Raw genomic sequence first — 14,976 nt, forward strand, 5'->3', positions numbered from 1 at the left:
AAACCGCAAATATGCAGGCGAGATGCGGCGCCGCAATCTACATATTCCCTTCGAGTGCATATCGCGAGCCGACCGGCTCAATGAAGAAATGCTGGATCTGCTTGCAGAGCTTGGCTGCTTCCGCATTTGGATCGGGTCCGAATCAGGTTCGCAGCGACTGCTCGACTCCATGGATCGCGGCGTAAAGGTAGAACAGGTCCAACGCGCCATCGAGCAGACCCACGCACGTAACATCCAGAGCGGCATGTTCTTGATGTGGGGTTATGAAGGCGAGGAGATGTCGGACATCGAAGCGACCATTCAGCATGTCAGCAAGTCGAAACCTGACATTTTTTTTACGACCGTCTCCTATCCAATCAAAGGCACACCCTATTACCAGCAGATCCAGAGCAAGCTGGTGCAACTCGCTCCATGGGGTAAAAGTTCAGACCGCGAGATCAAAATCAAGGGTCGTCATTCCCGTGCCTATTATGCCCACGCAGACACGCTTCTCCGCGCCGAAGTACAGCTCGCCAAACTCACAGACCGCGGAGAGCAAGATTTAGCCATCATCAACGATCTCGCACAGAGCATTGCAGCCTCACGCCAGGGCCTTCTGGCCACACAGTACGAGGTGGAGGCTTGATATCTTCTCCTCTCTCGACCACTGTTCACGCAGCCGGAGCCGCCTTCGACCGTCTCGCGCCCATCTATGACCAAAAGTTCACCGACACCCTCATCGGCCGCGCTCAGCGTAATGCTGTCTGGAAGGTTCTGCTCAAAACCTTTAACCATGACGACAACATCCTGGAACTTAACTGCGGCACTGGCGAGGACGCCCTTTTCCTGGCCCAGCACGGCATCTCTGTCATGGCCTGCGATGCTTCGCAAGAGATGATCACGCACGCCGAGCAACGGTTCGAAGCTCAAACCACGCCGTTGCCCGTCGTATTCTGCCATCTCCCCACGGAGCGTATCAACGAACTTGCCCCCGTCCGTCGCTTCGATGGCGTCTTCTCCAACTTCTCCGGCCTCAACTGCATTGAGGACCTCGCCCCTGTCGCCGCATCGCTCTCTCAGTTCGTCAAGAACGGTGACCGCCTCCTGCTCTGCTTCTCAACCCGTGTCTGTCTGACGGAGATCTTCTACCACCTTGCCCTCGGCCAGAAGAGAAAAGCGCTTCGCAGGCTGAGCGGTCACACACAGGCCACTATCGACGGCGTCACGCTCGATGTTCACTATCCAAGCCTCCATCAGATCCGCCGTAGCTTCGGCTCGCACTTCCGGCTCTGCTCCACCACTGGAATCGGCGTCGCGATACCTCCTTCTTACCTCGAACCGTGGGCTCGTAACCATCCGGCTGCCTTTCGAATTCTTTGCCGTCTTGAATCTCTTCTCGCCCGTGTGCCGCTCCTGCGCAGCACAGGTGACCACGTCCTGTTGTGCTTCGAGAAGGTCTCGGTATGATCATCCTCTACCATCCCCGCGCTACAAGGCCACGTAATAGCAGGCTTCCTCTTGCAGTCCTTGCCCTCGCCGCCGCACTCGAAGGCAAAGTCGAGTACGAGATCGTAGACGGTAACGTGGAAGACAATGCGACCCAACGCATTCTCGACCTCATTTCAATCCACAACATTGAACTCCTCGGAGTCTCCGCGATGCCCGGCCCCCAGATGGTTGCGGCCATGGAGACCTCTCGCGAGATCCGCAAACTCCGGCCCGAGGTCCCCATCTGCTGGGGCGGCTATTTCCCTTCCATCTATCCCGATGCCGCCCTCAACGCCCGGTATGTCGACTACGTGGTCCGCGGCCAGGGCGAAGACACCCTTCTGGAACTCCTCGATGCCCTCCGCGGCAACCGCGAACTCGACACCATTAAGGGTCTCCTCTACAAAGATCTCTTCGGCCTGCGCCGAGACAACGGTGAGCGTCCCATGAAGGGGCCGGACGAGTTCCCCTGGTCCCCCTTCCACCGCCTCCCCGTTGAAAAATACCTCCGACCGTCCTTCTTCGGAAAGCGAACGGCCGTACATCACGCCAGCATCGGCTGCCCCTTCAACTGCAGCTTCTGTGGAGTTCACGCAGCCTATGGCAACAAGGAAAAGTTCGAGTCCCCCGAGCGCACCGTTGCCATACTCACCCATCTCGTAGAGAACTACGGTGCAGACTCCGTCCAGTTCTACGACATGAACTTCTTCCTTCGCGAAGATAAGGCACGCGAACTCTGCGACGGCATGGCTCATCTTAAACTTCGTTGGTGGTGTGAAGCCCGCGTCGACATCATGTCTCGCTATTCAGACGAGACATGGGCTTCGATCAAACGCGCCGGCTGCGCGATGATCTTCTTCGGCGCGGAGTCAGGCTCGGACTGGGTGCTTGAGGAGATGCAGAAAGGCATCACCACGGCTCAGACTCTCGAGATCGCGCGTCGCACTCGCCAGTTCGGCATCATTCCGGAGTTCTCTTTCGTTATCGGCAATCCCAATGATCCCGACCGCGATACCCGCGAAACCTTGCGCTTCATCCGCAAGATCAAGCGCATCAATCCAGACTCCGAGATCATCATCCAACACTACACGCCCACTCCCCAGCCACATCTCGCCGGCGATGGCATGTATGGCAACATCGAAGTCCCTTTCCCTGATACCCCCGCCGGCTGGGCCACCGAAGAGTGGATGAACTTCACCCTTCGCATCGATACCAATGCACCTTGGCTTAAGCGGAAGACCAAGCTCCTCATTGACAACTTCGAAACCGTCGTTGCATCCCGCTGGCCCACGGTCCAGGACATCCGGGCACCACGTTGGAGTCGCATCCTGCTTCAGATGTTGAGCGCGTGGCGGTACACGCTGCACCTCTATCACTTTCCGTTCGAACTCCACCTCGCGAACCAGTTCATCGCTCTACGCAAACCCAAGCGGGAGAGTTTGTGAGCGCCGATGCACGTGCGCTCTTCAATGATTGGGCTGAGGTCTACGACACTCAACCCAATCCCTTGCTTCGGCTCGAACAGCGCACCCTCCCCCCGATCATGCCGCCGATCAAAGGCCTTGATGTCCTCGACATAGGCTGCGGCACCGGACGCTGGCTGAAGCACATCGAGCGCCTCGCCCCTGGTTCCCTCACCGGCACGGACGTATCCAACGCCATGCTGGAGAGGGCACGTGCCGCGCTGGCTCCAACCACTGCCCTGCACCTCAGCGACTCCACTGCGCTACCCGTCGCCGACGCGTCCATTGACCTTATCCTCGCCTCTTTCGTCTTAAGTTACCTCGCAGATCTGGATACCTTCGCGGACGAGTGCGTTCGCATCCTCCGCTTTGGCGGACACATCCTCCTCTCCGATATGCACCCGGTAACGGCCACACAGCGCAATTGGGTTCGTTGTTTTCATCTTGACGGCAAACGCATTGAGCTTCCCGCCAAACCGCTCTCCATGGCCGAGATAATCGCTGCATTTCGCCGTCGCGGCTTCCAACTCCTCACGCTCAACGAACCCGCCTTCGCCGAACCCGAACGCCATCTCTTCGAGCAAACGAACAAGTTGACGGAGTACCACGCCCTGGATTCTGCCCCCGCCATCTATCTCATGAAGTTTGTGAAAGTCGAGGGGATGGACTCTCTCGGCCGATCTGAAAGATCTGTGCGTCCATCAAAAATGGAACCACAGGCCCTCTCTATTGTGAACACCGTCTGGGCCGATACTCCAGACCACTGGAGCAAAACCGATCTCTCAACCACCGGCGACATCCTTGATCTCTCCGGCTATGTTGTTCTACCCGGCCTCATTAATGCCCATGACCATCTAGAGTTCGCACTCTTTCCCAACCTAGGCCGCCCCCCTGAGCTACCCCCATTCGTCAACTCGCCAGAGTGGGCTGAAGAGATCCATCGGACGCATGCCGAACTCATTCGATTGCACCGTCAAATTCCCCTTAATACGCGTCTCTGGTTCGGAGCCATCCACAATCTTCTCAGCGGAGTCACCACCGTCTGTCACCACAACCCGCTTTACCCCGCCATTCTCGCGCCTGACTTTCCCGTACGAATCGTCGAAGATTTCGACTGGGCACACTCTCTCAGCTTCGCACCGGATATCGTAGAGGATTTTATCGCCGGCCCAGAAAGCCGCCCGTTTATTCTCCACGCTTCAGAAGGAACCGACACTCGAAGCCGCAACGAGTTGCAGTCTCTGGACAACAAACGACTTCTCAGCCCCCGAACGGTGCTGGTCCATGGCCTCGCCCTCACCAAGGAAGATATCGCCCTCGTCAATTGCCGCGGCGCCTCCATCATCCTCTGCCCTACATCGAACCAGTTCCTCTTCGGCCAGACTGTCGCCCCCCAACTCTTGGCCTCCATCGAGCGTGCGGCCCTCGGCAGCGATTCCCCGCTCACAGCCGCGGGCAACCTCCTCGACGAGATCGCCTTCCTCCGTGCAAACCACAACTTAGACTCCAGGAGTCTCTACAAACTAGTCACGACCAACGCTGCCGCTATTCTTAGGCTCAGCGATAACCAAGGTCGCATCCTGGCCGGCCGCCCCCTCACCGTCATCGCCGTACGCGACACCAACACTTCCCCCGCCGATACCCTTGCGAACTTAACCTATGACGGGGTCGAGCTTGTTCTGATCGAGGGGCAAGTTCAGTTAGCTTCCCAAGCTCTCTACAAGCGTCTACCTTCACAGACCCGCACAGGCCTGCACCGCCTTGAAGTCGGAGGTCACCCTCGTTGGATCCGCGCTCCACTGCCAGACCTCTTCGAATCCGCAGAACGGTTCCTCGGCAAGGATAATCTCCATCTCGGCAACAAGGAGGTGCGTTATGGCACAGCTCTATAGCATCAGCATCCAGCCGCCTCTATCCATTCACCCGCCTGCACCGATCACCAAGCTTCCCATTCTCCTGCTCAACATCCATACACAGTGCAACTGCCGCTGCGTCATGTGTGATATCTGGCAGCGTGAGGATAGCAGCGAACTCCGCGCAGCCTCACTCGAGCACCACCGTGATTCACTCATATCCCTGGGTGTTCAATGGGTTGTTCTCACCGGCGGAGAGCCGCTCCTTAACCGCGACCTGCCTGCAATTATCGAATTCTTCCGTACTCTCGGAATTCGCATTACCCTCCTATCAACCGGTCTTTTACTGCGTAGTAAAGCTGCCCTCATCGCCGAAGGCATCAACGAGGTCATCCTCTCCATCGATGGCCCGCCCGAGATCCATAACGCCATCCGACGTATACCGCGCGCCTTCGAGACCATCGCTCGAGGAGTCGAGACCCTACGCGCACTCAATCCCGACATCCCCATCAACTGCCGTACGACCATCCAGAAGCAGAATCACACTCACCTTCGAGCTACCGTCGCCGCCGCCCACAGCCTCGGGCTGAACAGCATCTCGTTTCTTCCAGCCGACGTCTCCTCCTCCTCCTTCAACCGCGAGCTGCAACCATGGCCCACCGCACGCCAGAACGAAATCGCCCTCACCGCATCGGAGCTCACTGCTCTCGAAAATGAGATAGAACTCCTCATCGAGGCCCATCAGTCAGACCTCCGTACACGTTTCATCGCAGAGAACGAAACGAAGCTTCGCCGCATCGCCACCCGTTTCCGCGAGCACCTCGAAGGCACAGTGCCTCAGTCACCACGTTGCAATGCTCCGTGGGTCTCAACCGTCATGGAAGTGGATGGAACCCTCCGCCCATGTTTCTTCCATCCACCCTTTGCATCCACCACCAATGCGACTCTGGAACAGGCCCTCAACAGCCAGCTCGCCCAAGCCTTCCGTAGCCAGTTGGATGTTTCCTCGAACCCTACCTGCCAGCGCTGCGTCTGCTCGCTCAATTACCGATGAAGCCCCGGTTTGTCGTTGCCTTATTGCGGAGCAGAGATCGCTGGGAGGTTGTGCAAGTACGGTGCAATCGTATTTGACAAGGCAAATCCATTGACGTCATCCCAATTAATCGACCAGGTCATCAGGCCGCGTAGCCCCGGATATCCTGCGGGATTCTGCAATACATATTGACCGCCGAAAGGCACACCGGTTATGAGGTAATTCAAGGCCTGCTCTACCGCGCTGGGCGCTGTATATCCTGCGCCAGCGCTCGTGCTGGCGGGCACACCGAAGGCTATCTGTCCCGGAGGAAGGCCTGGAAAGTTTTGCCCATTGGCCAGGGTGAAGCCGTACAGCAACATCTCGGTCATCGCAACCTGGAAATCAGGAGTGCCTTCCGTGTAGGTCTTGCCATCCAGAGCGTTCGTTCCGCCGGTGTTGTAGTCCTGTACCTGGAGGAACGACAGGATATCCCTGCATCCCCATACCAGAGGCAATTGATCGCCATAGACAGAGGCGTAGGCGATGTTCGCTTCTTGCATGTCCGTAACCTGAGGGGCGAAGGACAACATAAATCCGGGGAATTTGCTCGCTAACTGGTGTAGAGCATTAATCATATTTACGGTGTTCGGTGTTTTCGGGTTGGTATAGTCGTTATCCCCTGAGACTAAGGCAAATGAATTGTTCTCAATGTCGATATCCACTCCGTTGAACCCGTATTGCTGTATTAAACCCGAGACGGAGTTCACGAAATTGGTCACGTCTTGAGCCGTGTTCAGTGCAACATTGCCGTTCGCGCCGCCAATGGAGAGTATGACCTTTTTACCGTTACCCTGCAGTGTGGCAACGTCCGCAATAAATTGCGCCTCGCTTTCAATATCGACAGTGTCCACATCAAACGAGATGGTACTCGTGTCGGTGGTCGTGCCGGCAAAAGCAACATCAATCACATCGAAATTGGAAGAGACCTGAGCTAAGGGAAGGTTGATAGAACCATTGCTGAAGTCATGCCAATAGCCAATAAGGACGCGCCCATTGCCGCTTCCTGGGGGAGGGGGCGGAGGTGGTGGTGGGGGAGGAGGAGGTGGAGGTGGCGGTGTCGTATTCGAGCTGCACGCACCTATCAACGACCAAAGCGCTGGTACGTTCGGAGGCTCCCAGTTTGAGATAGCAGATGCCTCGGCCTGTATCGCTTGATAATTTTGATCATCGTATGAAACCACCTCGCCAACGGTCACGCTCATGCCTGCAGTCCAGGGAGCGTCGCATGCCGGCACGCTTTGTGCGGAAGCACAGCGCACACCCGATAGAAGGAAAGAAAGACCACAGATACCCACGGTAAAAATAGAAATCCTCTTCATGCTTTCTCCTGATTGAGGTGAACTGAATTTCGGCTACCTGTTGCGATAACAGCTAACTAGTTCTTGGTGTCTATGTCTGACGAAACTCAACGCACCCTGTACACCGATCGTTTCAAGCAATAGAAGGCGCAGTACCGCTCGGTAATGTCTACACCGAGACTCAATGCACGTTGCGGTTTCGGGCCGCAGCGCAGGCTCTGCGTTGCTGTCTATAACACCTGTATTTATTTCGGCGATCTCCAGGAGAGATTGAATTCTGAAGCCTGTTTCGCGCCTGGCGCTCGCAATCCTGATCTGCCTTAGATCTTGGTATTCCTCGCTTAGGGCCGCCTTGGGGGTGCCTAAGCGAGGCTACATACTTTTTGTTCATTCATAAGTAAGAGACAGTAACACTGAGCGAAACCGAGAAGTTCATACAAGAAGTAATCAATGAAACCCTGGAATTACAAGCTCTTGGGATTTTAGATCCGCATGTTGCAGATTCCTCGGATTGCCGGAAACGATAGCAGTCGAACATCAGCATGTCAATACGTTTATAAAAACTAACGTTTGCCTTTATCCCGGTTCATTTATTTATGGAGCTGCCCTCTCTATATGAGTGATTAAAGGCTGACCGGTGTCGCTCTCTGGCAAGAAAGGCATACGAACATCGGCACGCCGGCGAATCACATATGGTCAGTCGCCGGCGGCGGCAACCCTCCAGCATGAGCCGGATGACCAAAAACGTCAGGCCCAGTTCTTAGGGGAGGGAGCGGCAGTAATACCGTTCCCTCCCCGGCTCCTTCATGGATGTAGAGAAAGACAATCATGAAAAAAAAACGCACCAAAGAGTACGTTCTCAGTGGCTTGAATCAGTTGCGGGGGGTGTCGTCGGAGCCAAAATCTCCGCCAGCATGTCCGGCGTATTGTCGATGCGTGAAAGACGAGGATAGCGCAGGCCCTCGTTGTAGGTGAGGCTCATTGGAGCGATCGTGTCTTCATCCTGCACCATCAACTGGATCGGCGTGTCTGTGCCCTTGGCGGCCTTCAGGGCATCGGTCAAGACCTCAATCGTGAAGACTCGCCCGTTGACTGCCGTGATCTTTTGCCCGGGCGCGAAACCTGCTTTATCCGCGACACTGCCGACGCGCACATCGCGGATTGTTCCCTCCTTGTCCTCACTCAAACCGATCGAGAACCACGTCGCAAGTGACAGGTTTCCCTTCAGCGACCGCTCCATCTCGGGCGTGAGCTCCGAGGTGTACTCAAGCCGATATCCACCCTGCTCGATGCCTTCCGTGTTCACATGCGGTTGCACGTCATACAGGCGCGTCTTGATGAACCCGGCCCAGTCATTCTTAACGACCTGGTTCAGATCCGCTTCTACCTCGGTGAGGCTGTAGGGCTCCACGCGGGCAACGCCGTTTCCGCCTTTCTGCAAAAAGATCTGTAGAAAGTCGCGCAGATTCTTTTTGTCCTGTGTGAGCTTGCGAATGGTCGTGTCCACATCCAGCCAGAAGAGCGAACCTTCGGGGTAGTAATCCGTTCCACGCTTCCAGCTACTCCAGGCGCCGCCCCTGCCGCCACCGTTGCGAGGCATGGCTGAATCGAAGGTAGTGTCCTCGATACTGCGCCATGCGCGGCCACTCGTGGCATCTTGCTCTGCCGCGGTCAGGGCCAGGTCCTGCCGGTACTGCTCGGCGCTCACCATGCCAATGCGCTCACCCATAACGTCGCCTAGATAGTTGGTCAGGCCCTCGTACACCCACAGCAGGTTGTCCTGCATAGGTGTCGCATAATCCGGCGTCGAAAGGCCATCGGGACGGCGATACTTACCGTTCCAGGAATGCGTAAACTCATGCGGCAGCAGTCCAGCCATACCGACCGACGGCTTATAGCCAGTAAAGAAATCTTTCTGCATGGTGTTGTCGGAGGACTCGTGGTGTTCCAGGCCACCACCGCCACCATCGCCCTGCAACAGGATGAGGAAGTGATAACTGGTGTAATGGGGTGGCCCGTACATCGCAAACGCCTCATGCACCAGGCGCGACATCTGCTCAACCGTCTCAGGACGAGCCTCGATGGAAGCGGCTGTAGGTCCGATCACATCCATATAGTGCTGTGGCGACACGCTGGGCGCGAGGGCATACTCATGAAAGTAGAGTCCCGTCATAACGGGCGAATCCTCAAGCATCTCGACGGTCGTAGCTGCATACTGTAACGTGCCGCCTGCGGGATGCTGCGGATCATAAGGAGTCAGCGGCTTCAATGAGGTGCCGATGCCCCAATGCGCAGGAACGGTGACCGTAGGCTGGATCGCGATCTCACGCACCGGTATGTGCGCGGGGTAAAGCATCAGGTCTTCCCACTCCAGCGTTGCCGTCGTGCGGCTCGCCCGGTTAAAGATGCAATCCAAATGCGCGTGCAGCATGGAAACACCTAAGGGAATCTCAAGGTGATATTCGTACGTGTTCACCGGATCACGGTGCCAGGGAATAGTCTTGCCATCCGCTTCAAAGCGAATCCCCGTGATGTCGTGAATCGGGCCATCAGGGCCATGTGCACCGGGAATCCACTCCGGCGTAATCAGGTCGAGCGGGCCGCGATGCACAGGAATATCAACATCGGCGTGATAGATTTTGCGCGGCGCATCCGTAAGATCTGCGTGAATCTGGATCGGCGTATGCTGCGCGTTAGCAGTAAGCAGGCTCGAGGCAAACACAATCGACAGAAGCTGGAATCGCAGTTGGATTTCCTTCATGGATGAGCGGACCCTCTCTTAACACTTTGGTGGTTCTTAGCCGTTTGGTATCTCATGCACCATTCTATGCGGCTCCTTAGTAGATCCTCATCCGATTCGAGGACTTTTCAAACGTGCAGCAATCTGCAGAAAATCACGGCCCTGTTCAGAGGTTCCCTAACTGTTCTATGCTTCTGGCCATGAGAAAACACTGCATTCTGGTGGGCGTGAGTTTGGTCGTGTGCCTGACGGGCGCGCGGGCACAGTCTTTGCTGGTGGTGAACCAGGGAGACGCGACGGTCAGCATAATTGATCCGCAGACAGGCAAACAGGTAGCCACCATCGAGGAGCACACGCCTGGGGTGCATGGGCATGAGATCGCCGTGTCGGCTGACGGCAAGACGGCTTTCCTGCCGATTTACGGCAGCGCCGGGGTGGGAAAACCGGGAATCGATGGACACGAGATGCTGATTCTTGATGTGCCCTCGCACAAGATCATCGATCATGTGGATTTCGGTCATGGCGTGCGTCCGCACATGCCTTTGCTCGATGAGGCGAGTGGCATGCTGTATGTCACGACCGAGTTGGACAAGACAGTAACCGTCATCGATCCGAAGACGCATCGCATCGTGGGGACAATTCCCACCGGGGCCGAACAATCCCACATGCTGATCCTGTCGCATGACGGAAAAACCGGATATACCGCGAATGTAGGGCCAGGCAGTGTTTCGGTGCTGGACATGCGTGAACGCAAGACGCTCGCGATAATCCCAGTGGCTGCGGAGGTGCAGCGGATTGCGATTTCGAACGACGACAAGTGGGTTTTTACTTCAGACCCGAAGCAACCGCGCATGGCGGTCATCGATACGTCGACACGCAAGGTGGCGAAATGGATCGAACTGCCGGGGATGGGGTATGGAGCGAAGCCGACCGCCGATGGCAAGTGGCTGCTGGTGGCGATTCCGGCGGCTGGCAAGGTTGCGGTGGTCGATCTGGCAACGATGACGGTGAAGAACACCGTGGAGGTTCCCCTGGCTCCGCAGGAGGTCGTGATTCGTCCCGACCAGAAGGTCGCTTACGTCTCGTGCAATACCAGCGGGAAGGTCGCTGCGATCGATCTCACGACGTGGAAGACGGACCTGATCGCGACGGGGCCGCTGGCGGATGGCATGATTTGGGTCCCCTGAAGGAAACGCCAACCAGCCTGATAACGTAGCCCCGAGCGACTCCCAATGAGGTTCCCAACCCGCGGTAAAGGCCGAGGGCTTGCCTCGGTCTAAGCTCTAGCAATTAGCCAAAGCCCTGACACCACAAGATCGACGTACCCTAGAGGTAGGAGTCGAACACTTATGTCTAAAGCAGAGTCGGCGGTAACTCGCCGACACGCATACACTGATCCGGGCGCACCTCAGCTTCCAGAGCCCACCTACGCCGAGCGAGTCCGCACTCTAACCTCTCTTGGCATCCTCGCGACACTGTCGACGATATCTCGGAAACAGCCAGGATATCCATTCGGGTCTCTGATGCCTTACGCCGTCGATGAAAGAGGGCGACCGATCTTTCTGATAAGCAACATGGCGATGCATACCCAGAATCTTCAGGCGGATCCGCGTGCCAGTTTGTTTGTGGGTCAAGCGGGCGATGGCGATCCCCTCGGCACTGCTCGAGCGACTCTGGTCGGCGATGTCCTCCCCGTACCGGAGGAAGAGAAAGCCGAGGCTCGCGAGCGCTATCTTTCGAGGTATGAGAACAGCCGCTCCTGGGTCGACTTCAAAGACTTCGCCTTTTATCGCATGGATCCCCTCGACATCTATTACGTCGGAGGCTTCGGCGTAATGGGGTGGGTGACCGCAGACGACTATCGAACGGCGAAGGTAGATCCTCTTGCGGAGACGGCTCCAGGGATTCTGAGCCACATGAATGAGGACCACGTCCCTGCGATGATTCTGCTGGCCAGGGTCCATTCGAACCTCGAATCGAGTGAAGCCGCGATGACAGCAGTCGACCGCCTTGGGTTTCACCTTCGACTGAAAACAGCGGAAGGAATGAAAGGAACACGTATCAACTTCCTTCGTGAAGTTCAGAGCGCTGACGAGACTCGCAAGGTACTGGTGGAGATGGTTCGCGCGGCCGAATCCAAGCCGTCATAACCTTTGAAAGACATCTCCACTTCAACTTAGCCCTCGGTGGGATGGACTGAGAGACATCCCGCCGAGACGACGTTCACGTTTGCCAGTCTCTCAGGCTTGAGAGACACTTCGAACACTACGGCCACGGCAAGTCTCTCAAGCCTGAGAGACTCTTGCCTTTGTAATCCATTGATTTTGATTACTTTATTTGGTGCCCGGAGGGGGACTTGAACCCCCACGACCGGTTAAGGTCTGCGGATTTTAAGTCCGCTGTGTCTGCCGATTTCACCATCCGGGCTTCGAGGCTCGATTTAACGGCCCGCGCTCTTATCGTATCGCAGCGGGCCATAACCTACGATGGAACATTCCATCCACACTGTGCGTATCTTGCTCAACCCAAAGACCGGGGAAGTACTCCTATGCCCTTTCACGAGATTCTGAAGCAGACGCTGGCAGCACTCTGGGAGAGCAAGCTCCGCAGCTTCCTCACCATGTTCGGCATCATCTGGGGTATTACCTCAGTAATTCTGCTCGTCGGTCTCGGCATCGGTTTCAGTATCGATCAGAAAGAACACATGAAGAGCATCGGCACCGACATTGCCATCTGCTTTGCCGGCAAGACTGCGATGCCCTCCGGCGGATACGCCGCAGGCCGAGACGTAACCCTCAATGTTGGTGATGCCATTGCTATCCAACAGCTTGCCCCACTCATCAAGACCGTCTCCCCTGAACTCCAACGCACCGTCAGCGAGGTTAGCCAATGGAACGCCTCCAGTCGCGCCGTTCGAGGCGTCTGGCCTGAGTATCAACGCTTTCGTTCATTGAGCGTCGAGCAAGGCCGGCTTTTCACAGCTGATGACGAGGCTAACGGGGCGCGCGTTGTGCTACTAGGTTCGGAATCGAACCGGCAGCTCTACCCAGGTAAGCCCGTTATCGGCCAGACGCTGATGATCGCCGGCTACCCCTACATCGTCATTGGCGTGCTCTCCAACAAGAAGCAGAACGGCAGCTACGGCTCCGGCCCCGACAATTCGCAGCTCTTCGTTCCCTTTTCCGCGATGGAGCGCGACTTCCCTCCGGACTTCAAGGGGGCTTTTCCGGGCACCGTAAATAACATCGTCGTGCAGCCGGTCTCACCGGAACTGCACGAAGCCGCACTTCGTCAGGTACGGCAGATACTCGGCGACCGGCATCACTTCGACCCGCTCGACCTCGACGCACTGTGGGTGTGGGACACGCTCGACGGCGCAAAGTTCCTCGACCGTATCTTCCATGTGATGACTCTCTTCTTCGGCGCTGTCGCCTTGCTGACACTGGCACTGGGAGGCATCGGCGTCATGAACATCATGCTGGTGGCCGTATCGGAGCGTACGCGGGAAATAGGCGTCCGCAAGGCGCTTGGTGCGACTGCTACCGATATCCGTCGCCAGTTCCTCACCGAGTCGGCCATCATCACGCTCGTCAGTGGTGCACTCGGTCTCGCCAGCGGTGTCGGCCTCTGCCTGCTCCTGCGACTCGTGCCCCTGCCTGATTTCGTACCTCATCCGGTAATTTCGACAACAGCCGTAGTCGCCTCACTTTTGACGCTGGCAGCCATCACACTTTCTGCCGGAACCTACCCCGCGCTTCGCGCCTCGGGCCTCACGCCTATCGAATGCCTGAAAACGGATTAGCCAAATGAACCTCCGGGAAGCCATCTCGCAATCACTTGAGTCGCTGCGGCGCAACCGCACACGCTCAGGCCTTACCATGCTCGGCATCGTATGGGGTCTGGTCACTGTCGTGTTGCTGCTCAGTTATGGACGCAGTCTGGACGCAGCTGTGATGCAGGGCTTTCTTGGCATCGGTAACAACGTCATCATGATCTGGGGAGGGCAAACCTCCATGCAGGCCGGCGGTGAACGCTCCGGTCAGAAGGTTAAACTGCTCGATGGGGACGCCGAAGCCATCCGCGATTCCCTACCCTTTCTAAGCGCCGTCTCACGCGAAACGGACGACGCCTTCCTCGTCAAATACGGACCCAAGGCCGTCAATATTCAGTCCAAAGCTATAGATCTGCCCTATGGACGCACCCGCAGGCTCGACGTCGAACAAGGACGTTTCTTCGAGGCCGCTGATTTCTCCGAGCATCGCCAGGTCATCATCTTTGGATCGCATGCCGCCGAGAAACTCTTTAACGGATATCCGCCCGTCGGCGAAGTCGTACAGGTAGAAGGCCAACCCTTCACCGTCATTGGCGTTCTTCGTAATAAAATTCAGGACTCCTCCAACAACGGTCCCGATAACGAGAACATCTTCGTGCCCTTCCAGAACATGCGGGAGCTCCGTCAGCAGCGCGACCCGGATTCCATCGTCTTTCAGCCGTCTTCTCCCGAGCTTCATCTGCAGGCCATACAGGCTGTCCGCACTGTGCTTGCGCAGCGGCATCATTTTGACCCGCGTGACGAAAAAGCCATCAACGCATGGGACACCATCGAAGACTCGAAGAGCATCATGCAGTTTTCGATCGCCCTGCAGGTCCTGCTGGGCATCATCGGCGCTATGACGCTGGCTGTGGGCGGCATCGGAGTGATGAATATCATGCTGGTGTCAGTGACAGAGCGCACCCGTGAAATCGGCTTGATGAAAGCGCTCGGCGCTCGGCGGCGCGATATCCTCGGGCAGTTTCTGCTCGAAAGCTTCGTATTGACCATTCTTGCAGGCATTGCCGGTATGGTGATTGCGATCATCGCGACGCATCTCGTTCCGCCGATGCCGCTCTACTCCGATATGTACAAGACCGCCAATCACGAAGGCGACATCATCCTGCACGCCTCAAGCAGCACAATGATCGTGTCGTTTGCGATCCTCGCGGTTGTTGGGGTCATCTCCGGCCTCCTGCCGGCGATGCGAGCCGCACGTATGGATCCCGTGGTCGCACTGCGGCACGAATAGATACGCTGCAAGCTTTT

At 56.8% G+C, this 14,976-nt stretch carries 11 protein-coding genes and 1 tRNA gene; 9 read left to right on the forward strand and 3 right to left on the reverse strand.

Going from position 1 to position 14,976, the window contains the following annotated elements:
- The 5 genes from GSQ91_RS09675 to GSQ91_RS09695 form a co-directional block, all read left to right on the forward strand.
- A partial coding sequence (locus tag GSQ91_RS09675; protein WP_158821357.1) for a radical SAM protein occupies nucleotides 1-625 on the forward strand: 625 nt, incomplete at its 5' end.
- Nucleotides 622-1,446 (forward strand): class I SAM-dependent methyltransferase, encoded by an 825-nt coding sequence (locus GSQ91_RS09680; protein ID WP_158821358.1) that lies wholly within the window; start codon nucleotides 622-624, stop codon nucleotides 1,444-1,446. The genes GSQ91_RS09675 and GSQ91_RS09680, both read left to right, overlap by 4 nt.
- The gene (locus GSQ91_RS09685; RefSeq protein WP_158821359.1) at nucleotides 1,443-2,912 is read left to right on the forward strand and encodes a B12-binding domain-containing radical SAM protein; all 1,470 of its coding nucleotides are present in this window, start codon (nucleotides 1,443-1,445) and stop codon (nucleotides 2,910-2,912) included. Before GSQ91_RS09680 ends, GSQ91_RS09685 begins: the two co-directional genes overlap by 4 nt.
- The gene (locus GSQ91_RS09690; protein ID WP_254064475.1) at nucleotides 2,909-4,822 is read left to right on the forward strand and encodes a methyltransferase domain-containing protein; all 1,914 of its coding nucleotides are present in this window, start codon (nucleotides 2,909-2,911) and stop codon (nucleotides 4,820-4,822) included. The genes GSQ91_RS09685 and GSQ91_RS09690 overlap by 4 nt, the downstream gene beginning before the upstream one ends.
- Nucleotides 4,806-5,837 (forward strand): radical SAM protein, encoded by a 1,032-nt coding sequence (locus GSQ91_RS09695; protein WP_158821360.1) that lies wholly within the window; start codon nucleotides 4,806-4,808, stop codon nucleotides 5,835-5,837. The genes GSQ91_RS09690 and GSQ91_RS09695 overlap by 17 nt, the downstream gene beginning before the upstream one ends.
- Before the next feature lie 20 nt (nucleotides 5,838-5,857).
- Here the strand turns inward: GSQ91_RS09695 and GSQ91_RS09700 are convergent, their stop codons facing one another.
- Both GSQ91_RS09700 and GSQ91_RS09705 read right to left on the reverse strand, forming a co-directional pair.
- The gene (locus GSQ91_RS09700) at nucleotides 5,858-7,177 is read right to left on the reverse strand and encodes a chitinase (protein ID WP_158821361.1); all 1,320 of its coding nucleotides are present in this window, start codon (nucleotides 7,175-7,177) and stop codon (nucleotides 5,858-5,860) included.
- Between the two features lie 838 nt (nucleotides 7,178-8,015).
- Nucleotides 8,016-9,917, reverse strand: coding sequence for a PDZ domain-containing protein (locus GSQ91_RS09705; RefSeq protein WP_158821362.1), 1,902 nt, complete (start codon nucleotides 9,915-9,917; stop codon nucleotides 8,016-8,018).
- A gap of 179 nt (nucleotides 9,918-10,096) precedes the next feature.
- On the opposite strand from GSQ91_RS09705, the gene GSQ91_RS09710 reads away from it, so the two are divergent.
- Together GSQ91_RS09710 and GSQ91_RS09715 are read left to right on the forward strand one after the other, a co-directional pair.
- Nucleotides 10,097-11,083 carry a cytochrome D1 domain-containing protein gene (locus GSQ91_RS09710; RefSeq protein ID WP_158821363.1) on the forward strand — a complete coding sequence of 329 codons (987 nt, stop codon included), beginning with the start codon at nucleotides 10,097-10,099 and terminating at the stop codon, nucleotides 11,081-11,083.
- A gap of 162 nt (nucleotides 11,084-11,245) precedes the next feature.
- Nucleotides 11,246-12,046, forward strand: coding sequence for a HugZ family protein (locus GSQ91_RS09715; RefSeq protein ID WP_158821364.1), 801 nt, complete (start codon nucleotides 11,246-11,248; stop codon nucleotides 12,044-12,046).
- Nucleotides 12,047-12,234: 188 nt separating this feature from the next.
- On the opposite strand, the gene GSQ91_RS09720 is transcribed toward GSQ91_RS09715, so the two are convergent.
- Nucleotides 12,235-12,323, reverse strand: a tRNA-Leu gene (locus GSQ91_RS09720).
- A gap of 121 nt (nucleotides 12,324-12,444) precedes the next feature.
- Here GSQ91_RS09720 and GSQ91_RS09725 point away from each other — a divergent pair.
- Together GSQ91_RS09725 and GSQ91_RS09730 are read left to right on the forward strand one after the other, a co-directional pair.
- Nucleotides 12,445-13,698 (forward strand): ABC transporter permease, encoded by a 1,254-nt coding sequence (locus tag GSQ91_RS09725; RefSeq protein WP_158821365.1) that lies wholly within the window; start codon nucleotides 12,445-12,447, stop codon nucleotides 13,696-13,698.
- Between the two features lie 4 nt (nucleotides 13,699-13,702).
- The gene (locus GSQ91_RS09730) at nucleotides 13,703-14,959 is read left to right on the forward strand and encodes an ABC transporter permease (RefSeq protein ID WP_158821366.1); all 1,257 of its coding nucleotides are present in this window, start codon (nucleotides 13,703-13,705) and stop codon (nucleotides 14,957-14,959) included.
- Nucleotides 14,960-14,976: the final 17 nt, after the last annotated feature.

The organism is Granulicella sp. S156, from assembly GCF_009766105.1.
Lineage (GTDB): Bacteria > Acidobacteriota > Terriglobia > Terriglobales > Acidobacteriaceae > Granulicella.

What these genes read in the sequence shown, in the direction of transcription:
- GSQ91_RS09685 (WP_158821359.1), top strand. Translation starts at nt 1,443, where the DNA reads ATGATCATCCTCTACCATCCCCGCGCTACAAGGCCACGTAATAGCAGG.
- GSQ91_RS09695 (WP_158821360.1), top strand. Translation starts at nt 4,806, where the DNA reads ATGGCACAGCTCTATAGCATCAGCATCCAGCCGCCTCTATCCATTCAC.
- GSQ91_RS09700 (WP_158821361.1), bottom strand. Translation starts at nt 7,177, where the DNA reads ATGAAGAGGATTTCTATTTTTACCGTGGGTATCTGTGGTCTTTCTTTC.
- GSQ91_RS09705 (WP_158821362.1), bottom strand. Translation starts at nt 9,917, where the DNA reads ATGAAGGAAATCCAACTGCGATTCCAGCTTCTGTCGATTGTGTTTGCC.
- GSQ91_RS09710 (WP_158821363.1), top strand. Translation starts at nt 10,097, where the DNA reads ATGAGAAAACACTGCATTCTGGTGGGCGTGAGTTTGGTCGTGTGCCTG.
- GSQ91_RS09715 (WP_158821364.1), top strand. Translation starts at nt 11,246, where the DNA reads ATGTCTAAAGCAGAGTCGGCGGTAACTCGCCGACACGCATACACTGAT.
- GSQ91_RS09725 (WP_158821365.1), top strand. Translation starts at nt 12,445, where the DNA reads ATGCCCTTTCACGAGATTCTGAAGCAGACGCTGGCAGCACTCTGGGAG.
- GSQ91_RS09730 (WP_158821366.1), top strand. Translation starts at nt 13,703, where the DNA reads ATGAACCTCCGGGAAGCCATCTCGCAATCACTTGAGTCGCTGCGGCGC.